The sequence below is a fragment of the Microbulbifer mixtoriginis (SeqCode) genome, assembly GCF_052467945.1.
The window spans coordinates 710,397-729,772 of record NZ_CP174328.1 but is presented as its reverse complement, the minus strand read 5'-3'; the positions used below and the strand labels follow the sequence as shown (position 1 = coordinate 729,772).

General features: G+C 47.3%; 11 protein-coding genes. 5 read left to right on the top strand and 6 right to left on the bottom strand.

What is annotated here, in order from left to right; translation table 11 throughout:
* The 4 genes from ACJJIJ_RS03050 to ACJJIJ_RS03035 form a co-directional block, all read right to left on the bottom strand.
* Positions 1 to 777 carry an SDR family oxidoreductase gene (locus ACJJIJ_RS03050; RefSeq protein ID WP_252085107.1) on the bottom strand — a complete coding sequence of 259 codons (777 nt, stop codon included), beginning with the start codon at positions 775 to 777 and terminating at the stop codon, positions 1 to 3.
* A 70-nt stretch (positions 778 to 847) separates the two neighbouring features.
* Complete coding sequence (locus tag ACJJIJ_RS03045; protein ID WP_444938611.1) at positions 848 to 1,903, bottom strand: phosphotransferase; 1,056 nt, start codon at positions 1,901 to 1,903, stop codon at positions 848 to 850.
* Complete coding sequence (locus ACJJIJ_RS03040; protein ID WP_444938610.1) at positions 1,896 to 3,128, bottom strand: acyl-CoA dehydrogenase family protein; 1,233 nt, start codon at positions 3,126 to 3,128, stop codon at positions 1,896 to 1,898. The genes ACJJIJ_RS03045 and ACJJIJ_RS03040 overlap by 8 nt, the downstream gene beginning before the upstream one ends.
* Before the next feature lie 35 nt (positions 3,129 to 3,163).
* Complete coding sequence (locus tag ACJJIJ_RS03035; RefSeq protein ID WP_444938609.1) at positions 3,164 to 3,841, bottom strand: histidine phosphatase family protein; 678 nt, start codon at positions 3,839 to 3,841, stop codon at positions 3,164 to 3,166.
* A gap of 108 nt (positions 3,842 to 3,949) precedes the next feature.
* Here ACJJIJ_RS03035 and ACJJIJ_RS03030 point away from each other — a divergent pair, with 108 nt between their 5' ends.
* The gene (locus ACJJIJ_RS03030; protein WP_444938608.1) at positions 3,950 to 4,843 is read left to right on the top strand and encodes a LysR family transcriptional regulator; all 894 of its coding nucleotides are present in this window, start codon (positions 3,950 to 3,952) and stop codon (positions 4,841 to 4,843) included.
* 212 nt (positions 4,844 to 5,055) lie between these two features.
* Positions 5,056 to 7,092, top strand: a complete 2,037-nt coding sequence (locus tag ACJJIJ_RS03025) for an NADPH-dependent 2,4-dienoyl-CoA reductase (RefSeq protein WP_252085102.1) — start codon at positions 5,056 to 5,058, stop codon at positions 7,090 to 7,092.
* A 138-nt stretch (positions 7,093 to 7,230) separates the two neighbouring features.
* Here the strand turns inward: ACJJIJ_RS03025 and ACJJIJ_RS03020 are convergent, their stop codons facing one another.
* Positions 7,231 to 8,502 (bottom strand): MDR family MFS transporter, encoded by a 1,272-nt coding sequence (locus ACJJIJ_RS03020; protein ID WP_444938607.1) that lies wholly within the window; start codon positions 8,500 to 8,502, stop codon positions 7,231 to 7,233.
* Positions 8,503 to 9,076: 574 nt separating this feature from the next.
* On the opposite strand from ACJJIJ_RS03020, the gene ACJJIJ_RS03015 reads away from it, so the two are divergent.
* The 3 genes from ACJJIJ_RS03015 to ACJJIJ_RS03005 all read left to right on the top strand — a co-directional run bounded on the left by ACJJIJ_RS03015 (position 9,077) and on the right by ACJJIJ_RS03005 (position 16,123).
* The gene (locus ACJJIJ_RS03015; RefSeq protein ID WP_444938606.1) at positions 9,077 to 13,456 is read left to right on the top strand and encodes a CapA family protein; all 4,380 of its coding nucleotides are present in this window, start codon (positions 9,077 to 9,079) and stop codon (positions 13,454 to 13,456) included.
* A 542-nt stretch (positions 13,457 to 13,998) separates the two neighbouring features.
* The gene (locus tag ACJJIJ_RS03010) at positions 13,999 to 15,564 is read left to right on the top strand and encodes a carboxylesterase/lipase family protein (protein WP_444938605.1); all 1,566 of its coding nucleotides are present in this window, start codon (positions 13,999 to 14,001) and stop codon (positions 15,562 to 15,564) included.
* Positions 15,565 to 15,574: 10 nt separating this feature from the next.
* Positions 15,575 to 16,123, top strand: a complete 549-nt coding sequence (locus tag ACJJIJ_RS03005; protein ID WP_444938604.1) for a histidine phosphatase family protein — start codon at positions 15,575 to 15,577, stop codon at positions 16,121 to 16,123.
* Positions 16,124 to 16,201: 78 nt separating this feature from the next.
* Here the strand turns inward: ACJJIJ_RS03005 and pepN are convergent, their stop codons facing one another.
* A complete protein-coding gene (gene pepN, locus ACJJIJ_RS03000) occupies positions 16,202 to 18,832 on the bottom strand; it encodes an aminopeptidase N (protein WP_444938603.1) in 2,631 nt (876 codons plus the stop codon).
* Positions 18,833 to 19,376 lie beyond the last annotated feature (544 nt).

Below are 19,376 nucleotides of genomic sequence, written 5' to 3'. Positions count from 1 at the left end.
TTAAATTCCCCCACAGGAAGTCATTCCGCCATCCACCACTACGCATTCGCCCGTGGTGTAACTGGAGGCGTTGGAAACTAAGTAGAGTACTGTACCCGCCATCTCCTCAGGCTCGGCGTGACGGTGCATAGGGATATGGCCGATTGCGGTTTTATAAATATCCTCGTGGGTGAAGAGTGCCCCGGCAAACTTGGTTTTGGTCAGCCCAGGCAATAGGGCATTAACACGGATATTGAACTGGGCACACTCCTTGGCAAAGGCTTTGGTCATATTGACTACTGCCGCCTTGGTGATGGAATAGATTCCCTGCCCCACACCAGGCTGCAGGGCATTGACCGAGGCAGTATTCACAATCACACCACCACCCTGCTCACGCATCAACTTGCCCGCTTCCACAGACATAAAGAAATAGCCACGAATATTCACTTCAACCGTTTTTTCAAAAGCCGCGAGGTCGGTATCAAGAATATGACCAAAATAGGGGTTGGTAGCCGCATTGTTAATTAGGATATCCAGCCGCCCAAAGCGTTCGCGGACATCGGAAAACATTTTCTGGATATCTTCCATATTGCCGATATGGCAAGGCACCGCTTCCGCTTTACCGCCGGCATCGACAATCGCATCGGCAACAGCCTGACAGCCTTCAATTTTTCGGCTGGATACCAGCACATGGGCGCCCTGCTCTGCCAAAAGTTTTGCAATTGCCTCACCAATACCTCGGCTCGCACCGGTTACCAGAGCAATTTTTCCGGTGAGATCAAAAAGATTCTTTGCCATTTTTTTATCCTTATCATTTTTCCAAAGCACAATAAAAAGCGAAATAAATTGTATCGAGATGACCTTCTAACTAACTCGCCTCACTGGCAATGCTCATTGCCGTTTGTGCCAGTGGCGCTACCAGGGCGCCGAGGCTGGCCGCATTGCGATTAGAGGCGTTGCCATCCTGTGCGCGTTTGGCCACGCCCTGGACTATCGCCGCTAAACGGAAAAAACTAAACGCTAAATAAAAAGGCCAGTGATCAATGCCCTCAATCCCCATACGCTCACAATACTTGGCAACATAGGCCTGTTCAGAGGGGATACCCAGCGAGGCAATATCCAGCCCCAACAGGCCGGACATCTTGTCACCCCCAGCAGGCATACGCATTTGCATGCACTGATAGGCAAGATCGGCAAATGGGTGGCCCAACGTAGAAAGTTCCCAATCCAGCAGGGCGATCACTTTGGCTTCTTTAGGGTGGAAAATCATATTGTCGAGGCGGTAATCACCGTGTACCAGAGCTATCCGACCATCGTCTTCCGGAAGCGCACTGCCAAGCCATTCAATCAACTCTTCCATCGCCGCAATAGGCTGTGTCTCGGAAGCCCGGTATTGCCCCTTCCAGCGTTCCAGCTGCCGCTGAAAATAGTTTCCCGGGCGGCCGTAATCGGATAACCCCATGGCGTCGATGTTGAGACTATGTAATGCGGCAAGCACCCGATTCATTTCATCGTACATAGCACTGCGCGCAGGAGCATCTACCTCGGGAATTGCCGCATTCCAGAAAATCCTCCCCTCACAGTATTCCATCAGGTAAAACATGGAGCCGATCAGATCCCGGTCTTCACATAAATGAAAAACTTTGGGCACCGGTACATCGGTATCTGCCAGTGCAGACATAACACGGTACTCACGATCTACTGCGTGAGCAGATTTCAATAGTTTTCCCGGGGGTTGCCGACGCAATACATAGGTATTTGAAGGCGTTTCCAGCTTAAAGGTGGGATTGGATTGACCGCCGGAAAATTTACTGACTTTCAGTGGCCCGGAAAAACCTTCAACATTTGCGCTGAGGTATTCCTGCAACTTTTCCAGCGGCAAAGCTTCCACTGAGTTACGTGACTCCTTTACGGTTTCAGACATGCTCCTCTCCCTGTGCAATCTCTGCGGCATAACGGGCAGCCAGGTTACGTCCCAGCTGCATCATATGTACTTGGTCTGGTCCATCGGCTAAACGGATAGTCCGCGCGTAAGCATAGTGGTGGGCCAAGCTATAGTCCTGGCTCAACCCTGCCGCACCGTGAATCTGGATAGCGCGGTCAATCACCTTGCAGGCCATTTGCGGTGCAACAATTTTAATCATGGCAATCAGGTCTTTGGCCGCTTTATTGCCAAGCCGATCCATTTGCGCCGCAGCTTTTAAAGTTAGCAAACGTGCCTGCTCAATTTCACAGGCAGACCTGGCAATATCCTCCCGCACTGAGCCCTGCTTGCTCATCGGGCGACCAAACACAATACGATTTTCCGCGCGGCCTGCCATCATTTCCAGGGCGCGCTGGGCCTGGCCAATCAGACGCATACAATGGTGAATTCTGCCCGGTCCCAAACGCCCCTGGGCAATTTCAAAACCACGCCCTTCTCCGAAAATCAGATTAGACGCAGGCACCCGAACATTCTCAAAAATCACTTCCGCATGACCTTCCGGAGCATCGTCGTAGCCAAATACCTGCATGGGCCGAATTATTTTTACCCCAGGGGTATCTGTGGGAACCAGGATTTGCGATTGCTGGCGATGCCGATCCGGATTAGTGGGATCGGTCTTGCCCATCACAATCATGACCTTACAGCGCTTATTCATCAGGCCACTAATATAAAATTTATGACCATTAATCACATATTTATCGCCATCGCGCACGATAGAAGTTTCAATATTCGTAGCATCGGAGGAGGCCACCTTGGGTTCGGTCATGGCGAATGCCGAGCGAATATTGCCCTCCAGCAATGGCCTCAGCCAGGTTTCCCGCTGCGCTTCCGATCCGTACTGGGTCAGCACTTCCATATTGCCGGTATCCGGGGCGCTGCAATTAAAAATTTCTGAGGCAAATAAGACCTTGCCCATCTCCTCCGCCAAAGGCGCATATTCCAAGTTGGTAAGGCCGGCACCATAGCGGGAATCGGGTAAGAATAAATTCCACAGCTCAGCCTCACGGGCTTTTTCTTTTAAAGCCTCCATAATAGGGGGCTCGCCCCAGGGGTCATCCTGCAACTGCTGTATATAGGTACTCTCAGCGGGATACACATATTCCTGCATAAAGTTTTTGAGCCGCTCCAACAGGCCCTGTACCTTTTCTGAATATTCAAACTCCATGTCTTTTCACCTTTAATTGTGTTGTAGGTTTTAATTCAGCTGTAAGTCACGGAAGTGTGGCGCTCATCTCTCTCCAAATGAGGCACGTGATTAAAACTGTTCAAGCTGAGCCCCTGCCCTGCGCTAGAAAAAAAACGGGTAGTGCCGGTATTCTGTATCTGCATATTGAGTTTGATCACCGACTCGGGAGGACCGCCCAATACCTGCCGCACCATCATGGCAATAGCCCCACCGGAACTGACCACCAGAGTTTTACTGCCTTTGGGGCTATCGCTGATTAAATCCAAAACTTCACGAATGCGATTTTCGAATGCCTGCCAACTCTCTGCCGGCGCGATTTCCCCTGCGGACCAGGCGAGCATGCCCTGCATTAAAAAGCGGTAAAAGTCGGCACGGGGTGCATCGGGTTTAGGTGTAGCTGCGGGGTTTTTCTCACTGTAGAGGCGAGCTACTTCAAGGAAGTCGAACTCATTCAATTGGGGAACCACCGTCAAGTGGCTCTCTAAATCGATGCCAAGACCTGCACAGATACCCTCGGTAGTTTGCCGATGACGGCGCAGGCTGCCGCAGAAAATCCGGTCAAACTTCTGGCCAGTGCCCCGCCAGTATTCCCCCAGCCAGCGGGATTGCTGCCAACCGATATCGGAAAGATTGTCGTAATCATCGGCGCCGAAGGACGCCTGTCCATGGCGCACCACGATTGATTCGGCCACAGCGAGTTCCTCTTTTTGTGGAACTCCAACCCTAGTCCTCTCGTTTGAATCATCAAAGTTTATTGTGCGAATATATGATCATTCACACTGGTTATGATTGAGGCACAGATGCAGTTGCAAAAAATGGATATGAACCTGTTCTTGGTTCTGGAGGCCATTTATAACTCGGGCAACCTCACCCGAGCCGCTGAGCAGTTGCATATCACCCAGCCGGCAGTGAGTAATGCCCTGGCACGTCTGCGCCGTACCCTGGACGACCCATTATTTATTCGCGGCCCCTCCGGCATGACTCCCACCCCTCTTACGGAGTCCATCATGCCCAGGGTGCAGCAGGCCCTTTCCCTACTGGGTACCAGCCTGAATGAACACCGCCAGTTCAATCCCGCCCTGGCAAGCAAAACATTACGACTATCTATGAACGACATGGCAGAAACCCTGTTGCTACCGCCCCTCTTGGAGCGTTTGGAAAAAGAAGCGCCGGGTGTGACAGTAGAGTCATTCCATGTACCCAGGGATCAACTTGCCAAGGAGCTGGCAGCCAATACATTGGATTTCGCCCTGGATGTCCCTCTGGCAACAGCGCCCCAACTGCAACAACAGCGCCTGCACCAAGACCGCTATCTCTGTATGTTGCGCAATGAGCATCCCTTGGCTGGGGAGTCGAGCCTGACACTGGAACAGTATTTACAACTGGAACATATCCATGTTTCCAGTAGGCGCACGGGTCCTGGCCTGGCGGATATAGCATTGAACAAACTGGGGCGGCGACGCACCATCAAACTGCGTGTACAACACTACCGAGTTGCGCCTTTAATCGTATTACGCACAGATTTAGCTCTGACCGTGCCAGCGAGTCTGGCCAGTCAGTATTCGGCACGCCTATTTGAACTGCCGTTCCAAATACCCCTAATGGACTGGCATCTGTTGTGGCACAAAAATCTACAAGAAGATCCCGCCAATCGCTGGCTGCGAGAGCAACTTCTGGCGGTTTTGGCTGTATAAGTGAACAGAGCAAAATCCCTTTAAAAACAAGCATTTCAGCCAAATGAGAATGGGACGCAAATAGCTTAATAAAACGTCAGGAATTGATCACTGAATTCGACCGGAAAGGTCACTGTTTCGCGTCAAAGGCTCTTGTTATCCTGCTGGGCAACGATATGCACTTTTTTGCATATATAAATGAACCCCAAAGGTTACAAGAAGAGAATTTTGCCATGTCCCAAGCCTACCCTAATATGCTTGCCCCCCTGGACCTGGGCTTCACCACCCTGAAAAACCGGGTGCTGATGGGCTCCATGCACACCAACCTGGAAGAACACCCCGGTGGCTTTACCCGTTTGGCGGCATTCTACGCTGAGCGCGCCCGCGGTGGCGTTGGCCTGATTGTAACGGGGGGTATCGCGCCCAACGAAGAGAGTGGCGTATTTAAGGGTGCCTCTAAAATGAACACCCCAGAAGAGGCACAACAGCATCGGGAAGTGACCGAGGCCGTTCATGCCGAAGGCGGCAAAATCTGTATGCAGATCCTGCACACCGGCCGCTACGCTTACAACGAAAACCTGATTGCTCCCTCCCCCATCCAGGCTCCGATCAACCCTTTCACTCCGCGCGAGCTGACCAGTGAGGAAATCGAAGGCCAGATTGATGATTACGTACGCTGCGCCACCCTGGCCCGCGAAGCCGGCTACGACGGCGTAGAGATCATGGGCTCCGAGGGTTACTTTATTAACCAGTTCATCGTAAAGCGCACCAACAAGCGTACCGATGAGTGGGGCGGCAGCTTCGAGAATCGTATCCGCCTGCCGATCGAAGTCGTTCGCCGTGTGCGCGAGGCTGTTGGCGAAGACTTTATTATTATCTACCGCCTGTCCATGCTGGACCTGGTGGAAGACGGCAGTGACTTCGACGAAGTGGTTGCCCTGGGCCAGGCTATCGAAAAAGCCGGCGCCACGATTATCAATACCGGTATTGGCTGGCACGAAGCGCGCGTTCCCACTATCGCCACCAATGTACCCCGCGCCGCATTTACCGATATTACCGCCAAGGTGAAACAGCACCTGTCTATCCCGGTAGTTGCCAGTAACCGCATCAATGTGCCGGAAGTGGCCGAAGAAGTGCTGGCCTCCGGGCAGGCCGATATGATCTCCATGGCGCGTCCATTCCTGGCAGATTCCGATTTCGTCAACAAGGCCGCAGAGGGCCGCGCCGATGAAATCAATACCTGTATTGGCTGTAACCAGGCCTGCCTGGATCACACCTTCCAGCTGAAGCTCACCTCCTGCCTGGTCAACCCACGCGCTTGTCATGAGACTGAGTTGAACTACCTGCCTACCGAAAACGTGAAAAAAGTTGCTGTTATCGGTGCCGGCCCCGCTGGTTTGGCTGCCTCCACCGTTACCGCCGAGCGCGGACACCAGGTAACCCTGTTTGAAGGCAGCGACAAAGTCGGTGGCCAGTTTAATATCGCCAAGCAGATTCCCGGCAAGGCAGAATTCCAGGAAACCCTGCGCTACTTCAAGCGTCGCCTGGAAGTGACTGGCGTTGAGGTCAAACTCAACACTATCGCTACCGCAGAAGACCTGCAGTCTTTTGACGAAGTGATAATCGCCACCGGGATCGAGCCGCGCACTCCACCGATCCCCGGTATTGAGAGCGACAAGGTGTTGGGTTATCTGGACGTACTGAAGCACAAGAAACCAGTCGGCGAAAAAGTGGCCATTATCGGCGCGGGCGGTATCGGTTTCGACGTAGCGGAATACCTGACTCACGACGGCCCCCACTCTACCGAAGAGGAAGTGGTTGCCAGCGATAAAGAAGAGTTCTTTAGTGAATGGGGTGTGGATATTGAGCTGGAACAGCGCTCTGGCCTGAAACCCCGCGAAGCGGTAAGCACCCCTCGCCAGGTTTATCTGCTACAACGTAAAACCACCAAAGTGGGTGCGGGCCTGGGTAAAACCACTGGCTGGATTCACCGTGGCAGCTTGCAACACCGCAAGGTTGAGATGATTGCCGGTGCTCTTTACGACAAAATTGACGAGCAGGGATTGCATGTTCGAGTAGGCGATGAAGAGCGACTGCTAGAGGTGGATAACATTATTGTCTGCGCCGGCCAGGAACCTGCTCGCAAACTCTATGAAGCACTGCAGGAGCGCGGAGTGAAGACCCACCTGATCGGTGGTGCTGACGAGGCCGCGGAGCTCGACGCCAAGCGCGCCATTGACCAAGGCTCACGCCTCGCCGCAGAGATCTAAAAAATTCCCCGACAATATTCTTGTCGGGGATTTTCTCAGGCAAATCAGAACGGGAAACTCCACGCTTACTACTGGATTTCCCGTTTTTTATGCCTCACAGACACCATCTATTTCTATATCTGAAAAACCTCTTTTTAACTATCCAGTGATTTTGGCACTTTCACCTGAAGAGATTGTCTGCTCTTTCTGCTCCGGCCACTGTGGGCGGGAGAGGTAAGCTGTTGTGCGATAAAGCACGAATACTACACCGCAAAGCGCCAGCAACATCCAATAAAGCGTCGGTCCACCCCACCACTCTAGAACCACCCCTCCAGCCAGTGGGGCCAAGGCCCAACCGAGAGCGTAAAAGGAAGAGGCCCCAAAATAGGTACCGCGTAAATGCTCAGGCGCCAACCGATCTATCTGTACACTCATGGTTGGAAAGAGAATCGCTTCAGCCAAACTGAGGACAAAGGTCGCCCCCATCCAGCCCCAAAACCAGTGCACCGGATTGAGGGCAAACCACATTTGTGCCGCGGCCAATATCACCAGCCCGATCATAATTCGCCCATTAATATCCAGCTTGCGCATCAACTGCATGAGTGGAAACTGCAATAACACGATGGTCATTGCGTTCACAAAGATCATACTGGATATCAGCTCAACCAATCGCGGAGCCTCCGCCCGTGTCAGATATTGCACCAGACTGGAATCCATATGGGCATAGATAAACATCGTGAGAATATTGGCAAAAATCACCACCATAAACACATGGTCCCTGCGCAATATCGCCAGGGTACTGCCTAAATCGACAGAACCATCACCATTGCTCTTTGAGAGCTGTCCCTTCTCTGTTTTTGCAAATCCCCAAATAAACGCCAGCGCCAAAAGCAGATAACTGAGAGAAGTTAAGCCAAAGGTGGACTGCTGCGCACTAAGCCCCGCCCAGACACCAACAATGGGCCCTAATGCCGCTCCCGCATTAATAAGGAAGTAACGCAGCTGCAGAGCTAACTCACGACTCGCCTGGTTATCCATTAAGTCGCCAATCAATGCGCTGGCTGGCGGTTCCCAAACGGCGCGACCAATTGAGCAAAGAGTCATCGCCAGAATAAATCCCGCTAATGTCTGGGTCACTGCCAACAGCGCAAAAGAACATAAGTTTATTAGCGAACCTAATAGCAGGATATTCCGACGCCCATAGCGATCAGACAAGGCCCCCACAAAAAAGCCCAATAGCGCCGCACCAATTGCTGAGGCACTGAGAATCAAGCCAATTTCCGCTGCACCCAACTCAAATTTATTGAAAAGAAGAATGGCCAGAAAAGGCCAAACCATAAAATAAGTGCCACGACTAAAAAAACTGCCTACTAATATTATCCAGACCAGAGGAGGAAATCCCCTGAGGTTCTGCCACCAATTCCAACGCATTGCCTAATACTCCACTTCTATTTCTTCCTTGATCTCTAAAGGTCCTCTAAGACTCTTTGAGCTCCGCACCTGGTAGTAAGATTCAAACAAAACCAGGGAGGACAACCCTTCGCACAGACTTAACGCCCATGTGCCGCCTTAAAAGTCGACAGGGTAATCAACCGCGAGAACCAATCTTTAATTGGTCGGTTAATAGTTTTCTGACAAAAAAACCGAAAGGGTCGCCTTTCGGGTTTTAGGGATTGGCAAGCGTATAACCTGCAAACTCATTCAACCTGGAGTTAACCCTTTTAAGTTGCTTAAGGGTTAATTGTGAGAACCTTCGGCACTTTGCGTGCCTTCCATTCTTAAGCGCGGTATCCCTAATACTATCTAAGTGGATTAGTTTTGAAAACCTAATTTTCTATATTCATAAAAAATTTATCTGATCAGATTTTTCCTGCAAGATTTCTCTCATTACCAGCAGAATCTGTTCGCATGTCTATACTCCAGCAGGAAAGTCCTCTTTTAGTTACCCAGCAAAGCTATACGAATAATGTAGCCGTCACCCCGATCCACAGAGAATAATAGCGACATGTCCCTATCCAGCATGCTTAGACGAGCACGCCCCATGGTAGAACGGGCACTGCGTGATCTCAGCCCACCCTATACGCTTTTTTTTTCTATCAGTGACGCCAAGCAACGAGCTCAAGTACGGCACACCCACGCTAAGGACTTCCCAAGCGCTTGGCAGACTCTCACTGAAATTACCCATAGGGCAGCTAAAAGCTCCAAAATAGAACCCTACTGGCTACGGGTAGATTGGGTTACCCGCAGGAGCACAATGACTCTTGCCGGTTTACATGAACTTCTCCAGGACACCAAGCGCTCCTACTTCCGCTACGGCCTTGCATTGGATGTCGATTGCAAATTTGCTTTTCTCGAACAAGAGCTTAACGGGAATGCCATGCTACATGGCGGCGATAAAATCGAGCATGGATTCCTCAATGAAAAGAATTTTACTTCATACTTCAAGAAACGTTTTAACCAGCAAGAAGATCTGGATTTCCCCGATGAACGAAGCATTGTACTTCTGACCACTGCAGGGCTTTTTTGCGAAAAAGAACTGGAGCCTTTGTGCCTATATGAATCGGGAATGAATACTGGACGCCGGGTTATTGAAGAGCTGGATAGCCAGAATATTACAAAGATTATTGAAAGTAGCAGCCATTATCTAGCTGGTCAGGTAAAGCCCAGTGGGCATTTTCACTATGGATGGCATGCCTGTTTCGATCAAGAGATCATCAATGACAAAAACTTATGCCACGCAAGTAGCATCTGCGCGATGGTTGAGGCCTGGGAAGTCACCAAAGAGTATTCTCTATTGGAAGCCATAGAGGAGGCATTGAAATATCTTACCTCTAAATTAATCCAAATAACTTTCCCAAACACAAGTGAAGCCGCTGCCTTTTGGGTAGAACAGCATAGTGAAATCAACCTAGCTAGTAACGCGGCAAGCCTATTAGCCCTGGTTAAATATTCTGAGGCTTTGCAGTGCAGGACTTATGCAGACCTGATGGAGCAATTAGCCAGGGGCATAGAATTTATACAAAACCTGAACACTGGGCAGCTTCCCCTTGTTCTGGAGTTTTCTTCTTTCACCATTAAACAACAACCGGCCTCGAATAACCCTCTGGGTAAAGCGGCTTTCGCATTAATATGCCTTTATGGCTGGGATAAGAATCCGCGCTGGTTAACACTGGTAGAGAAAAGCTTGGATCATTTTATAGCGACTGAGCACTGGCGCACTCACGATCACTGGGTGAGCCACTGTGTAAATCTGCTCACGATTTATAGGCCGAAGGAGAAATACTATCAGTTCGGTATCCGTAACTTTGCCAGTATTCTGGACTTTGTCGAGAAGCATATAACTGCATCCCCAAGGTTACTCGAGTTAATGGTGGCTGCGGCAAAGATGATCTCGGATCTAACCACTCAAGAGGCATATCAATATCTACTGGACCAAATTGATCTTGAACACTTTTATCGTGCATTACATGGTAGGGCCAATCACCTATTAAACGGCTATTTTTGGCCTGAGATTGCCATGTTCTTTAAGAATCCGACGAGAGTCACTGGCAGTTTTTTTACTCGTCATGAAAACTTCAGGGTCAGATTAGACGAAGTGAGTCATTGTCTTTCTAGCTTGATCGCCTATAGGAAATATCTTTTATCCCAAGCACCTAAAAAAACAGGGGCAACCGCCAATCTATACCATTCCAAAATCATTACTGATGGGCAAGCCACCGCGCCCCCTATCGTTCAAGATCAGCCAGTGATTGCCTGGGGCGGTGATGTAAATCTGGGGCGCAGACAACACTACCGTACAGCCCAGCTGGGCATTGAACAGGTTCTGGGGCATGTCCCAGCAATGAATAATGCCGATCTCAGCGTTATCAATCTGGAGTGCGTGATCGCCACTAGCGGTGAGCAGGGTATTCCAAAGGGAGAGGCCTCCCCATGTTATTACCGCGCTAGACCAGAGATGCTGTCCATACTCATTAATGCAGGAATAGATATAGCCTGTACTGCTAACAATCACAGTGGTGATTATGGGCCTGCCGCATTAATGGAACAGGGGCAGTGGCTTGATTGCACAGGGATTGGACATTCAGGTTCCGGCAGGAATCTAGAGGAGGCACTCAGCCCTGTAATCAGACCTGCTGGAAATATCAATGTAGCGATATTCTCTCTTGATGCCACCCAGCCTCGTTATGCTGCCGGCCCCACGCATCCTGGTTGTGCTCACCTCCCCCTATCAGTACCAGAGCTATGGTACGACACTCTGCGGCCCCTTATTACTGCAGCTCGCAAGAAAGCCCAGGTGGTTCTGGTAGCCGTGCACTGGGAAGCAAACCATAAGGCTCAACCCTGTCCGCAGCAAGTCATCGCAGCCCACAAAATTATAGAGGCTGGCGCAGATGGTATTCTGGGCTCTGGCAGTTACAATCTACAAGGTATAGAACTCTATCAACAGCGCCCTATTATCCACGGTGCCGGGGACTTACTCTTTGATTGTATCCGTGAAAGCGTGTCCGATAGTGGCGTTTTTCGCCTGCATCTAAGTACCAGTGGCATTGAGCAAATTACATTTGCTCCTGTTGAAGCTGGTTTTGGCTACTCAAAGCAGTTATATGGTGAAGCTGCTAAAGCACACTGTAAAAGGTTTTCCCAAATTTGTTTGTCACTGGGAACTCAACTCCATTTATGTGAAGACGGCACAGCCAATCTAAAGCTTACTCCGCCCTCACGCCTGGCAGGAAAACTCTCTATTAGTAGCAAAACCACTTATCGGCAAGAAAAGATATTGGCAAAACGCCCAATAAACCCCCAATGGCAGGTTCCTTCGGTACCTGTTGATGCCCAAATCCCCTCCCAAAAAATTGGCCCTCTAGTGCTACTGGGGGTTAAATTAACTCCTAGAGAGCTTATATCCCGGCAGATGCTATGGGTGGAGTCCTTTTGGAAAATCGAAAGTAAACTCTCTGAGAATTTCAGACTGGACTTCCGCGCTATACCAACTTTGCAGAGTTCCATGCCCTGCTGGGGAACCTCTATGGACCACGACCCCTGTGACTGGCAGCTCCCCACTAGCCACTGGGAGCCCAACACGATTTACCGCGATTTTTTTGGGCTTAGAGCCCCTGCAAGCAGAGATCTTAGTGATGCGGAGCTACATCTATATGTCGGTTTGATTTCCAATAAAACTAAAATCAAGCCAATACCTATTCCAGGAGTAATGAGCAAACTAAGCCTCACTCCGCAACGTGAATACCAAAAGAGCAAAATTCCAGTTTATAGAACCAAGTTTCCAGACATTATTTATGATCATCTACCTGGGCAAACTTGGAATGCAGAACAGCTGGCCGCTATCTCTGGAGGCACCTGGCTGGAACCTCCCCCTAAAGATAAAGAGTGGTTCGTAAGCAGTGTAGTTTCAGATAGTGGACTTATTGAAGCATCATCAAAGCCAGTTCTCTTCGTTGCACATACAAACTTGGATCGCTCCTACCATGCGCCGATTCCGAAGGTCTCAGCAAAATTCTGGGATTCTCACAAAAAACTACCATCGTTTGCTGACCGGATTTCCGGAGCTATAGTCTCACGCCCTATCCCCGGACTGCCTAAAGGACTGCCAGTGTTAAAGGTGGATGACCCTCTTAAGACGATCATAGAGCTAGGTTTTGCAGCCCGCGAGCGTTTCGATGGTGAAGTCATTGCTATTACTGGAACATCAGAGAGGCTTCCTATACGAAACATGATCACACATACACTTGGTCCAAAGGATAAAGTTCTAACCAATTCTGGTGCAGACAACTCATGCATAGCAGCCCCATCTGTGTTAGCTAGTCTAAATAAGGATCATGAAGCTGCGATTATTGAAGTTACGCAAAGTGCCCTCAGTATGAAGCCTGGGCCAATTACACATCGTATTAAACCGACAATATCTTTAATTACTGAAATTGATTTACCGTCCACTAACCAAACGGCAACTTCAGTAGCCGACATGGCCAAATTGTGTTCCCGGATCTTTGAAGGTTTAACCGGTCCTGCTATTGCAATAGTTGGAGAACACCTTCAATGCTTTGACTATATATTCCAAAAGGCTAAGAAACACGCTCGAAGAGTTATTCTATTTGGGGAAAGCACTAATGCCGAAGTCCGTATCAATAAAACATGCGCAAACGACAATGATAACTCGGTTTCCCTACAGTTACCAAACCGAGAATTAGAGATAAGTTTACCAAACTCAAGTAACGAAGTTTTATATCGCATAGCAGCAGTAATTAGTATCATCTATGCAATGAATGGCAATATTGAAGAGGCAGTTTCTAAACTTCAAAAAATCAATTTGAATGCGAAGCCCAAGCAACAAGCAACCATCTCTCCACCACAATATATCCACTGGACATGATCACTAAACACACAAACTAAGTTACAGTGGTCATCATTAAGGGAACGCATGAAGATCTTCAATCTCATAAGAATAACAAGCGACTAAAAAGTGGGACAAATTATCTCAAACGAGGTATGTTTCTCATAAACGTTATAAATAGTGAAGTCAGCGTTTTCAAAGACAAGAAATTTGAAAATATGAATTTTTTATGAATGTAACATGACCAATCAGCTTGCAACATAAAATTCATGAAATCTCCAACCACTTCTTAAGGCCATCGCTTAATACCCGACCAGCAGTGTACTCCCCCATGACTAATCATCCTTCAAAACCCTAATCTAAACAAACCTCAGACTAATAGACAGCTAATACCCCACCGCCAGCAATCCGCTGACTAAATTATAATTCACCTCATTAAAATTACACTCAGGGTAGAAGTATGCACTCCCCAACAGCGCCTTTTTGTAAATATGATTTCAGTTGAGCCTGTAACAGTCATGCAACCATTCACACTGAAAAAACAAATCTGAGATTTCGCTTTAGAGATAGGGGCGCCAGAAATGACTAAGGATCCAGATATTGGCAAACACTTAAATAAAAATCTGACGCCAATAATTGAAACTAGCTCTGGCCCCATCATCGGTAAAAGTGATTTGAAATTGGGGATCCATAAGTTTCTTGGGATACCTTATGCCCGCCCCCCCGTAGGAGAACTACGCTGGAGTCCTCCTGAAGAGCTACCCCCCTGGACAACTCCATATCATGCAGAAGAATTCGGCATGCCGGCTGCGCAAAACCCATCCACATTAATGGAAGTCCGAGGACGAGATGGCGAAATTCCTGAGCGGGAGGAATGTTTACATCTCAACATTTTTTCTCCTCCAGTCAAGCCCTCACAGAAGCTTCCAGTTATGTTCTGGATTCATGGGGGATCTTTCTATATGGGCTCTGGCTGTCAACCTATTTACAATGGTAGTTACTTAGCTGCCAGTGGCAGGGCCATCATCATTACATTCAACTATCGACTAGGCTCTTTTGGGTTTTTACGCCTCAAGGACATCAGCGAGATTCCCTCTACCGGTAATGAGGGCATTCTGGATCAAATTGCCGCACTTAAGTGGGTAAAGAATAACATCTCCGTATTTGGTGGAGACCCAGACAATATTACACTTTTTGGCGAGTCTGCAGGCGCTATGAGTATCGCCTCTATTTTGAATATTTCTGAATGCCAAGGATTATATGCTCGTGCCATTGTGCAAAGCGGCCACCCCAGAGCCCTTCACTCTATCGAGCAGGCAAACCAGATGGCAGAAGCCTTTACTTTTCATCTCAGGAAAATAAGTAAAGGAAAATCACTTTATCACTATACAGCAAAAGAACTTTTACAAGCACAGAAAAAAATTCTAGAAGCTACACAGCTACATCAAAAATGGGGAAAACTTCCGTTTAAACCCGTTATTGACAATAAACTTATAGAAGATAAAAAACTTAGTAGAAAACCAACGGAAAAAGGCCTCCCACTCCTTTTAGGAAGCAATCTAGAAGAATGGAATTTGTTTAGTGCATCCAATCCGGAAATATATACACTTACTTATCAAAAGATTTGTAAACACCTAGAGTGGTTAATTCCTGAAGATAAGCTAAAACCCATTATCAATTATTATTATCAACAAGCCTCTATAACTAAAGATAATCATTGGCCAATATGGAGTAAAACCTGGAATCTAATGCTTACAGATATGGTATTTACCCTCCCAGGCCTCAGGCATCTCAATGGATATCCCGGCAATTGTTTTCACTACCATTTCACACAACCCCTTGCCTCTCAACCTCTGTTAGGGGCTTGTCATGCAGTAGAGCTCGGCTATGTATTTGGAACCCATGGCGAAGATTCTCTTAAGATGCTGTACGGTGGAGAAACCGAGGCCCATCTGCTCAGCGCCTCTATTCAGGGATCCTGGCTTAGCTTTGCTGAAATAGGTACTCCTGGAGGGGATTGGGATGTCTATTCAGGCACCAACAGTAAGCGATTAGGCCAAAATTCAACCTCTAGAGAATTTAATGCCACGGATTTACTCAACTTATGGCAAGATATTCCCAATGAAGCCTTAAATAAATACCTATAAAATCAAAAGCATGATAAAAATTCTACTTGCCCGTCATGGTGAGGCCGCAAAAGGTCCTCTAATACCTGACCCAACTCTCACCACCTTGGGACATAAACAAGCCTCAACTTTAGCTCAAAGTTTCACTGAAAATACGGATCTCAATATAGTTAGTAGTCCCAAACTACGCGCACAACAAACTGCACAACCTTTAGCAGAGAAGTGGAGGAAAATCGTTACTTTAGAAAACAGAGTCAGCGAAATTCCTACACCCAAAGGGGTCACACTACAACAACGCTTACCTTGGCTACGTTCTTTATTAGATCAGAATTGGGACCCCAACAATACACAACAAAAGAAGTGGCGTGACGGAATCATTCACTATCTTTTAAGTGTTCAAGAAGACACTATAGTATTTTGCCACTTTATGGTAATCAATTCTGTAGTAGCACATGTTCTGGATAACTCTAAAATTCAGCAGTTCCGTCCTGACTATACATCCATCACCGAACTAAAACTACTCAACGAAAAACTTAACTTAGTTAGACTTGGCAGCGAGCGGATAAGACCAATATTATAAAGAAATTTAGAGTGCTTCACGCTCAAGTCAAAAATGGGGCAATTTATAGCCCCATTAAACGAACTTGACAACTGAGCTTTAGTTTATACTTTTACTCACCACCTCAAAAACATCCTTAGATAACCCGCCAGAATCAAGAATACCCTGAAGAGCCTCTCTCATTTTACCCGAAAGATCATCACTGTATTTTTGCCAGCGTGTAATCGGCACAACAAGCCGTGCTGCTATCTGTGGATTAATTTTATCTAGCATAACGACCTGCTCAGCAATAAAGAAGAAGCTGCTACCATCTTCCTTATGAAATTGCTTAAAGTTTCGATTAGCAAAGCCACCGAGTACCGCTCGAACTTTATTTGGATTTTTAATCTCAAAGGAGGGATGCTTTATTAAATTTTTGATATTGGCAAGAGTTCCGTTTCGGGCACTGCTACTTTGCAGCCCTAACCAAAGCTCCACAACTTGAGTATCATCTTTCCAGCGCTGATAGAATTCTTGTATTGCCGAATCAACCTTCGGAGCACTTCCGTAGTTAATCAATGCACTAAGTGCTGCGGCGCTATCAGTCATATTCCCAGCTGTCTCAAACTGCTTTTGTACAATATTTAACGCATCATCTTTTTCTGTAGCTGCAAGATAAGATAAGCAAGTATTTTTCAAGCTTCGCTCAGCAATATCTTTTGCATTGGGACTATAGGGTTTCTGGTGATCCAACGCTGTATATCTTTGTAACAGCTCAGGAGCCAATGCCGTTGCCAAAGTTTTTAAGGCGAAATCTCGCGCTACAACTATCGCTTCAGCATCAATAAGATCATTTATCTCTGCAACGGATTGCTCACTTGGCAATCGTAGTATTTCTGCCACTAAGGCGGGATCTAGTGTGCTATCTTTTAGTACATCCCGGTATGCCTCTATCAGTTCAGGCTGTAACTGAAGTGCCTCTCCACTACGATAGTCTTGCTGTAGTTGTGTAAGGGCCATAAATGCAAGACGCTGCGATGCATCCCAACGGTTAAACGTATCTGAATCATTACGCATCAGGAAAATCAACTGTTTCCCGGTATAGGGGTAACGAACCTTGACAGGCGCAGAAAAATCACGCAGAAGTGATGGCAGGGGTTTTTCCCGAAATCCACTAAACTCAAAGAGTTGCTCGGGCTGAGTAACCTCTAGAACTTCCTCAATGCCCCCTTCATTGTTGAGGATAGAGTCATTTCCATCCACATCCAGCAAACCAATTTTAATCGGGATATGAAGTGGTAGACTTTTATCCTGGTTCGCCCTAGTTGGGCAAGACTGAGAAACTTTAAGGCTATATCTGCCCGTTGCTTGATCAAAGCTGTCTGTAACCTCTAAGAGTGGAGTTCCAGCTTGACTATACCAATGTCGAAACTGGGTGAGGTTTACCTGATTAGCATCTTCCATCGACAGGATAAAATCTTCACAGGTTGCTGCACTTCCATCATGTCGTTCAAAATAGAGATCGCTACCTTTGCGAAACTTCTCCTTCCCCAATAGGGTGTGCAACATCCGGACTACTTCCGCACCTTTTTCATATACTGTTAATGTATAGAAATTGGAAATCTCTATGTAAGAATCTGGTCTTATTGGGTGAGACATGGGGCCCGCGTCTTCAGCAAACTGGTTGGTTCGCAATAGTGAAACATCTTCGATACGCTTAACAGCCCGAGAATTCATATCAGCAGAAAATTCGGCATCACGAAACACCGTAAAACCTTCTTTTAAACTGAGCTGAAACCAATCCCGGCATGTAACTCTATTTCCCGACCAGTTATGAAAGTACTCATGCCCAACGATAGATTCTATTCTCTGGAAGGCAGAATCGGTTGCTGTCTCAGGACTCGCCAGCACACAAGCTGAATTGAAGATATTTAGCCCTTTATTTTCCATGGCCCCCATATTGAAATGATCTACCGCCACGATCATAAAAATATCTAGATCATATTCTCTGCCATATACTTCCTCATCCCAACTCATAGCCTTTTTCAGGGAGCGCATGGCATGCTCGCATTTACCGATGTTTTTTGCTTCAGTAAAAATTTGCAGTTTTACTTCACGCCCGCTACTAGTAGTAAAAGTATCCTCTACATTTTCCAAATCCCCTGCCACCAAAGCAAATAGATAAGATGGTTTCGCAAAAGGATCCTCCCAGGTCGCAAAATGACGACCATCCTCACAATCGCCAAAATCAATCTGATTACCATTGGATAGCAATACAGGATGATCTTTTGGCGCAACGATAGTAGTGGTGAATTTCGACATCACATCCGGACGATCTGGGTAAAAAGTTATCTTTCTAAACCCTTCTGCCTCACATTGTGTGCAATACATACCATTTGAAAGATACAAACCTTCTAAAGAAGTATTATCTTCAGGATTAATTCTATTATGGATTTCCAATATGAATTCAGGCTTATCCACCAATATAGACAATCCCTGGAGGGTTTCTTGATATGAGACCTCGGGAAGAATTGAACCATCAATTGCAATAGATAACAGCTCTAAATCGACGCCATCCAGAAGTAAAGGCGGCAAACCTTGACCCGCCTTGGGGTTCCTACGGATTTTTAGCTGTGACTTTACCAGAGTCGCCTTGGGCTCCAATTCAAAATGAAGATCTGTGCTATCTACCAGATAATCTGGTACTTGATAATCTTTGAGGTAAATAGTCTTCGGCTGAGCGTCTTGCATTTTTTAAATATCCTCATTCAATTCGCCCCCATGGAAGATTAATTCCGTGTAAATTGGGCTCGTATATGCCAACACAGGCTAAAGAAAACATAAATAGATAATACCTCTTCTAATCTTGAATATCTCTAAGATCCATCCCCCGTTTACCAATCACAAATTAGGCTCATTTTGCACAGCTCAAGCAACGCTTCCTAAACAGATTCAATACCCACCCAGAATCATCGCCGTGTTTATCCCTCTAGCGGATGGTCAATTTTTTAGCTATTTAAGCCTCTCTCCACCAATCACCGACTAAAAATCTTATATTTTTAGTTTGATAAGAATGGGGTTCTTGGACTGTATGTTGGTCCATTGACAGAGGCAGTGGTTTCGTAGGGGTAAACTGATCGGCTATCTTCTAATCAATGAAAACTTCTAGTTACCCGCCCGCCACTCCTGTGGCAGATTTCAGCCTGGACAGCAACTCTAACCACGTGCGGACTGCCCCCTATCGTACGTGAGAACCCTCACAACAAAAGCAATTATAAGCCTCTTACTGATAGCT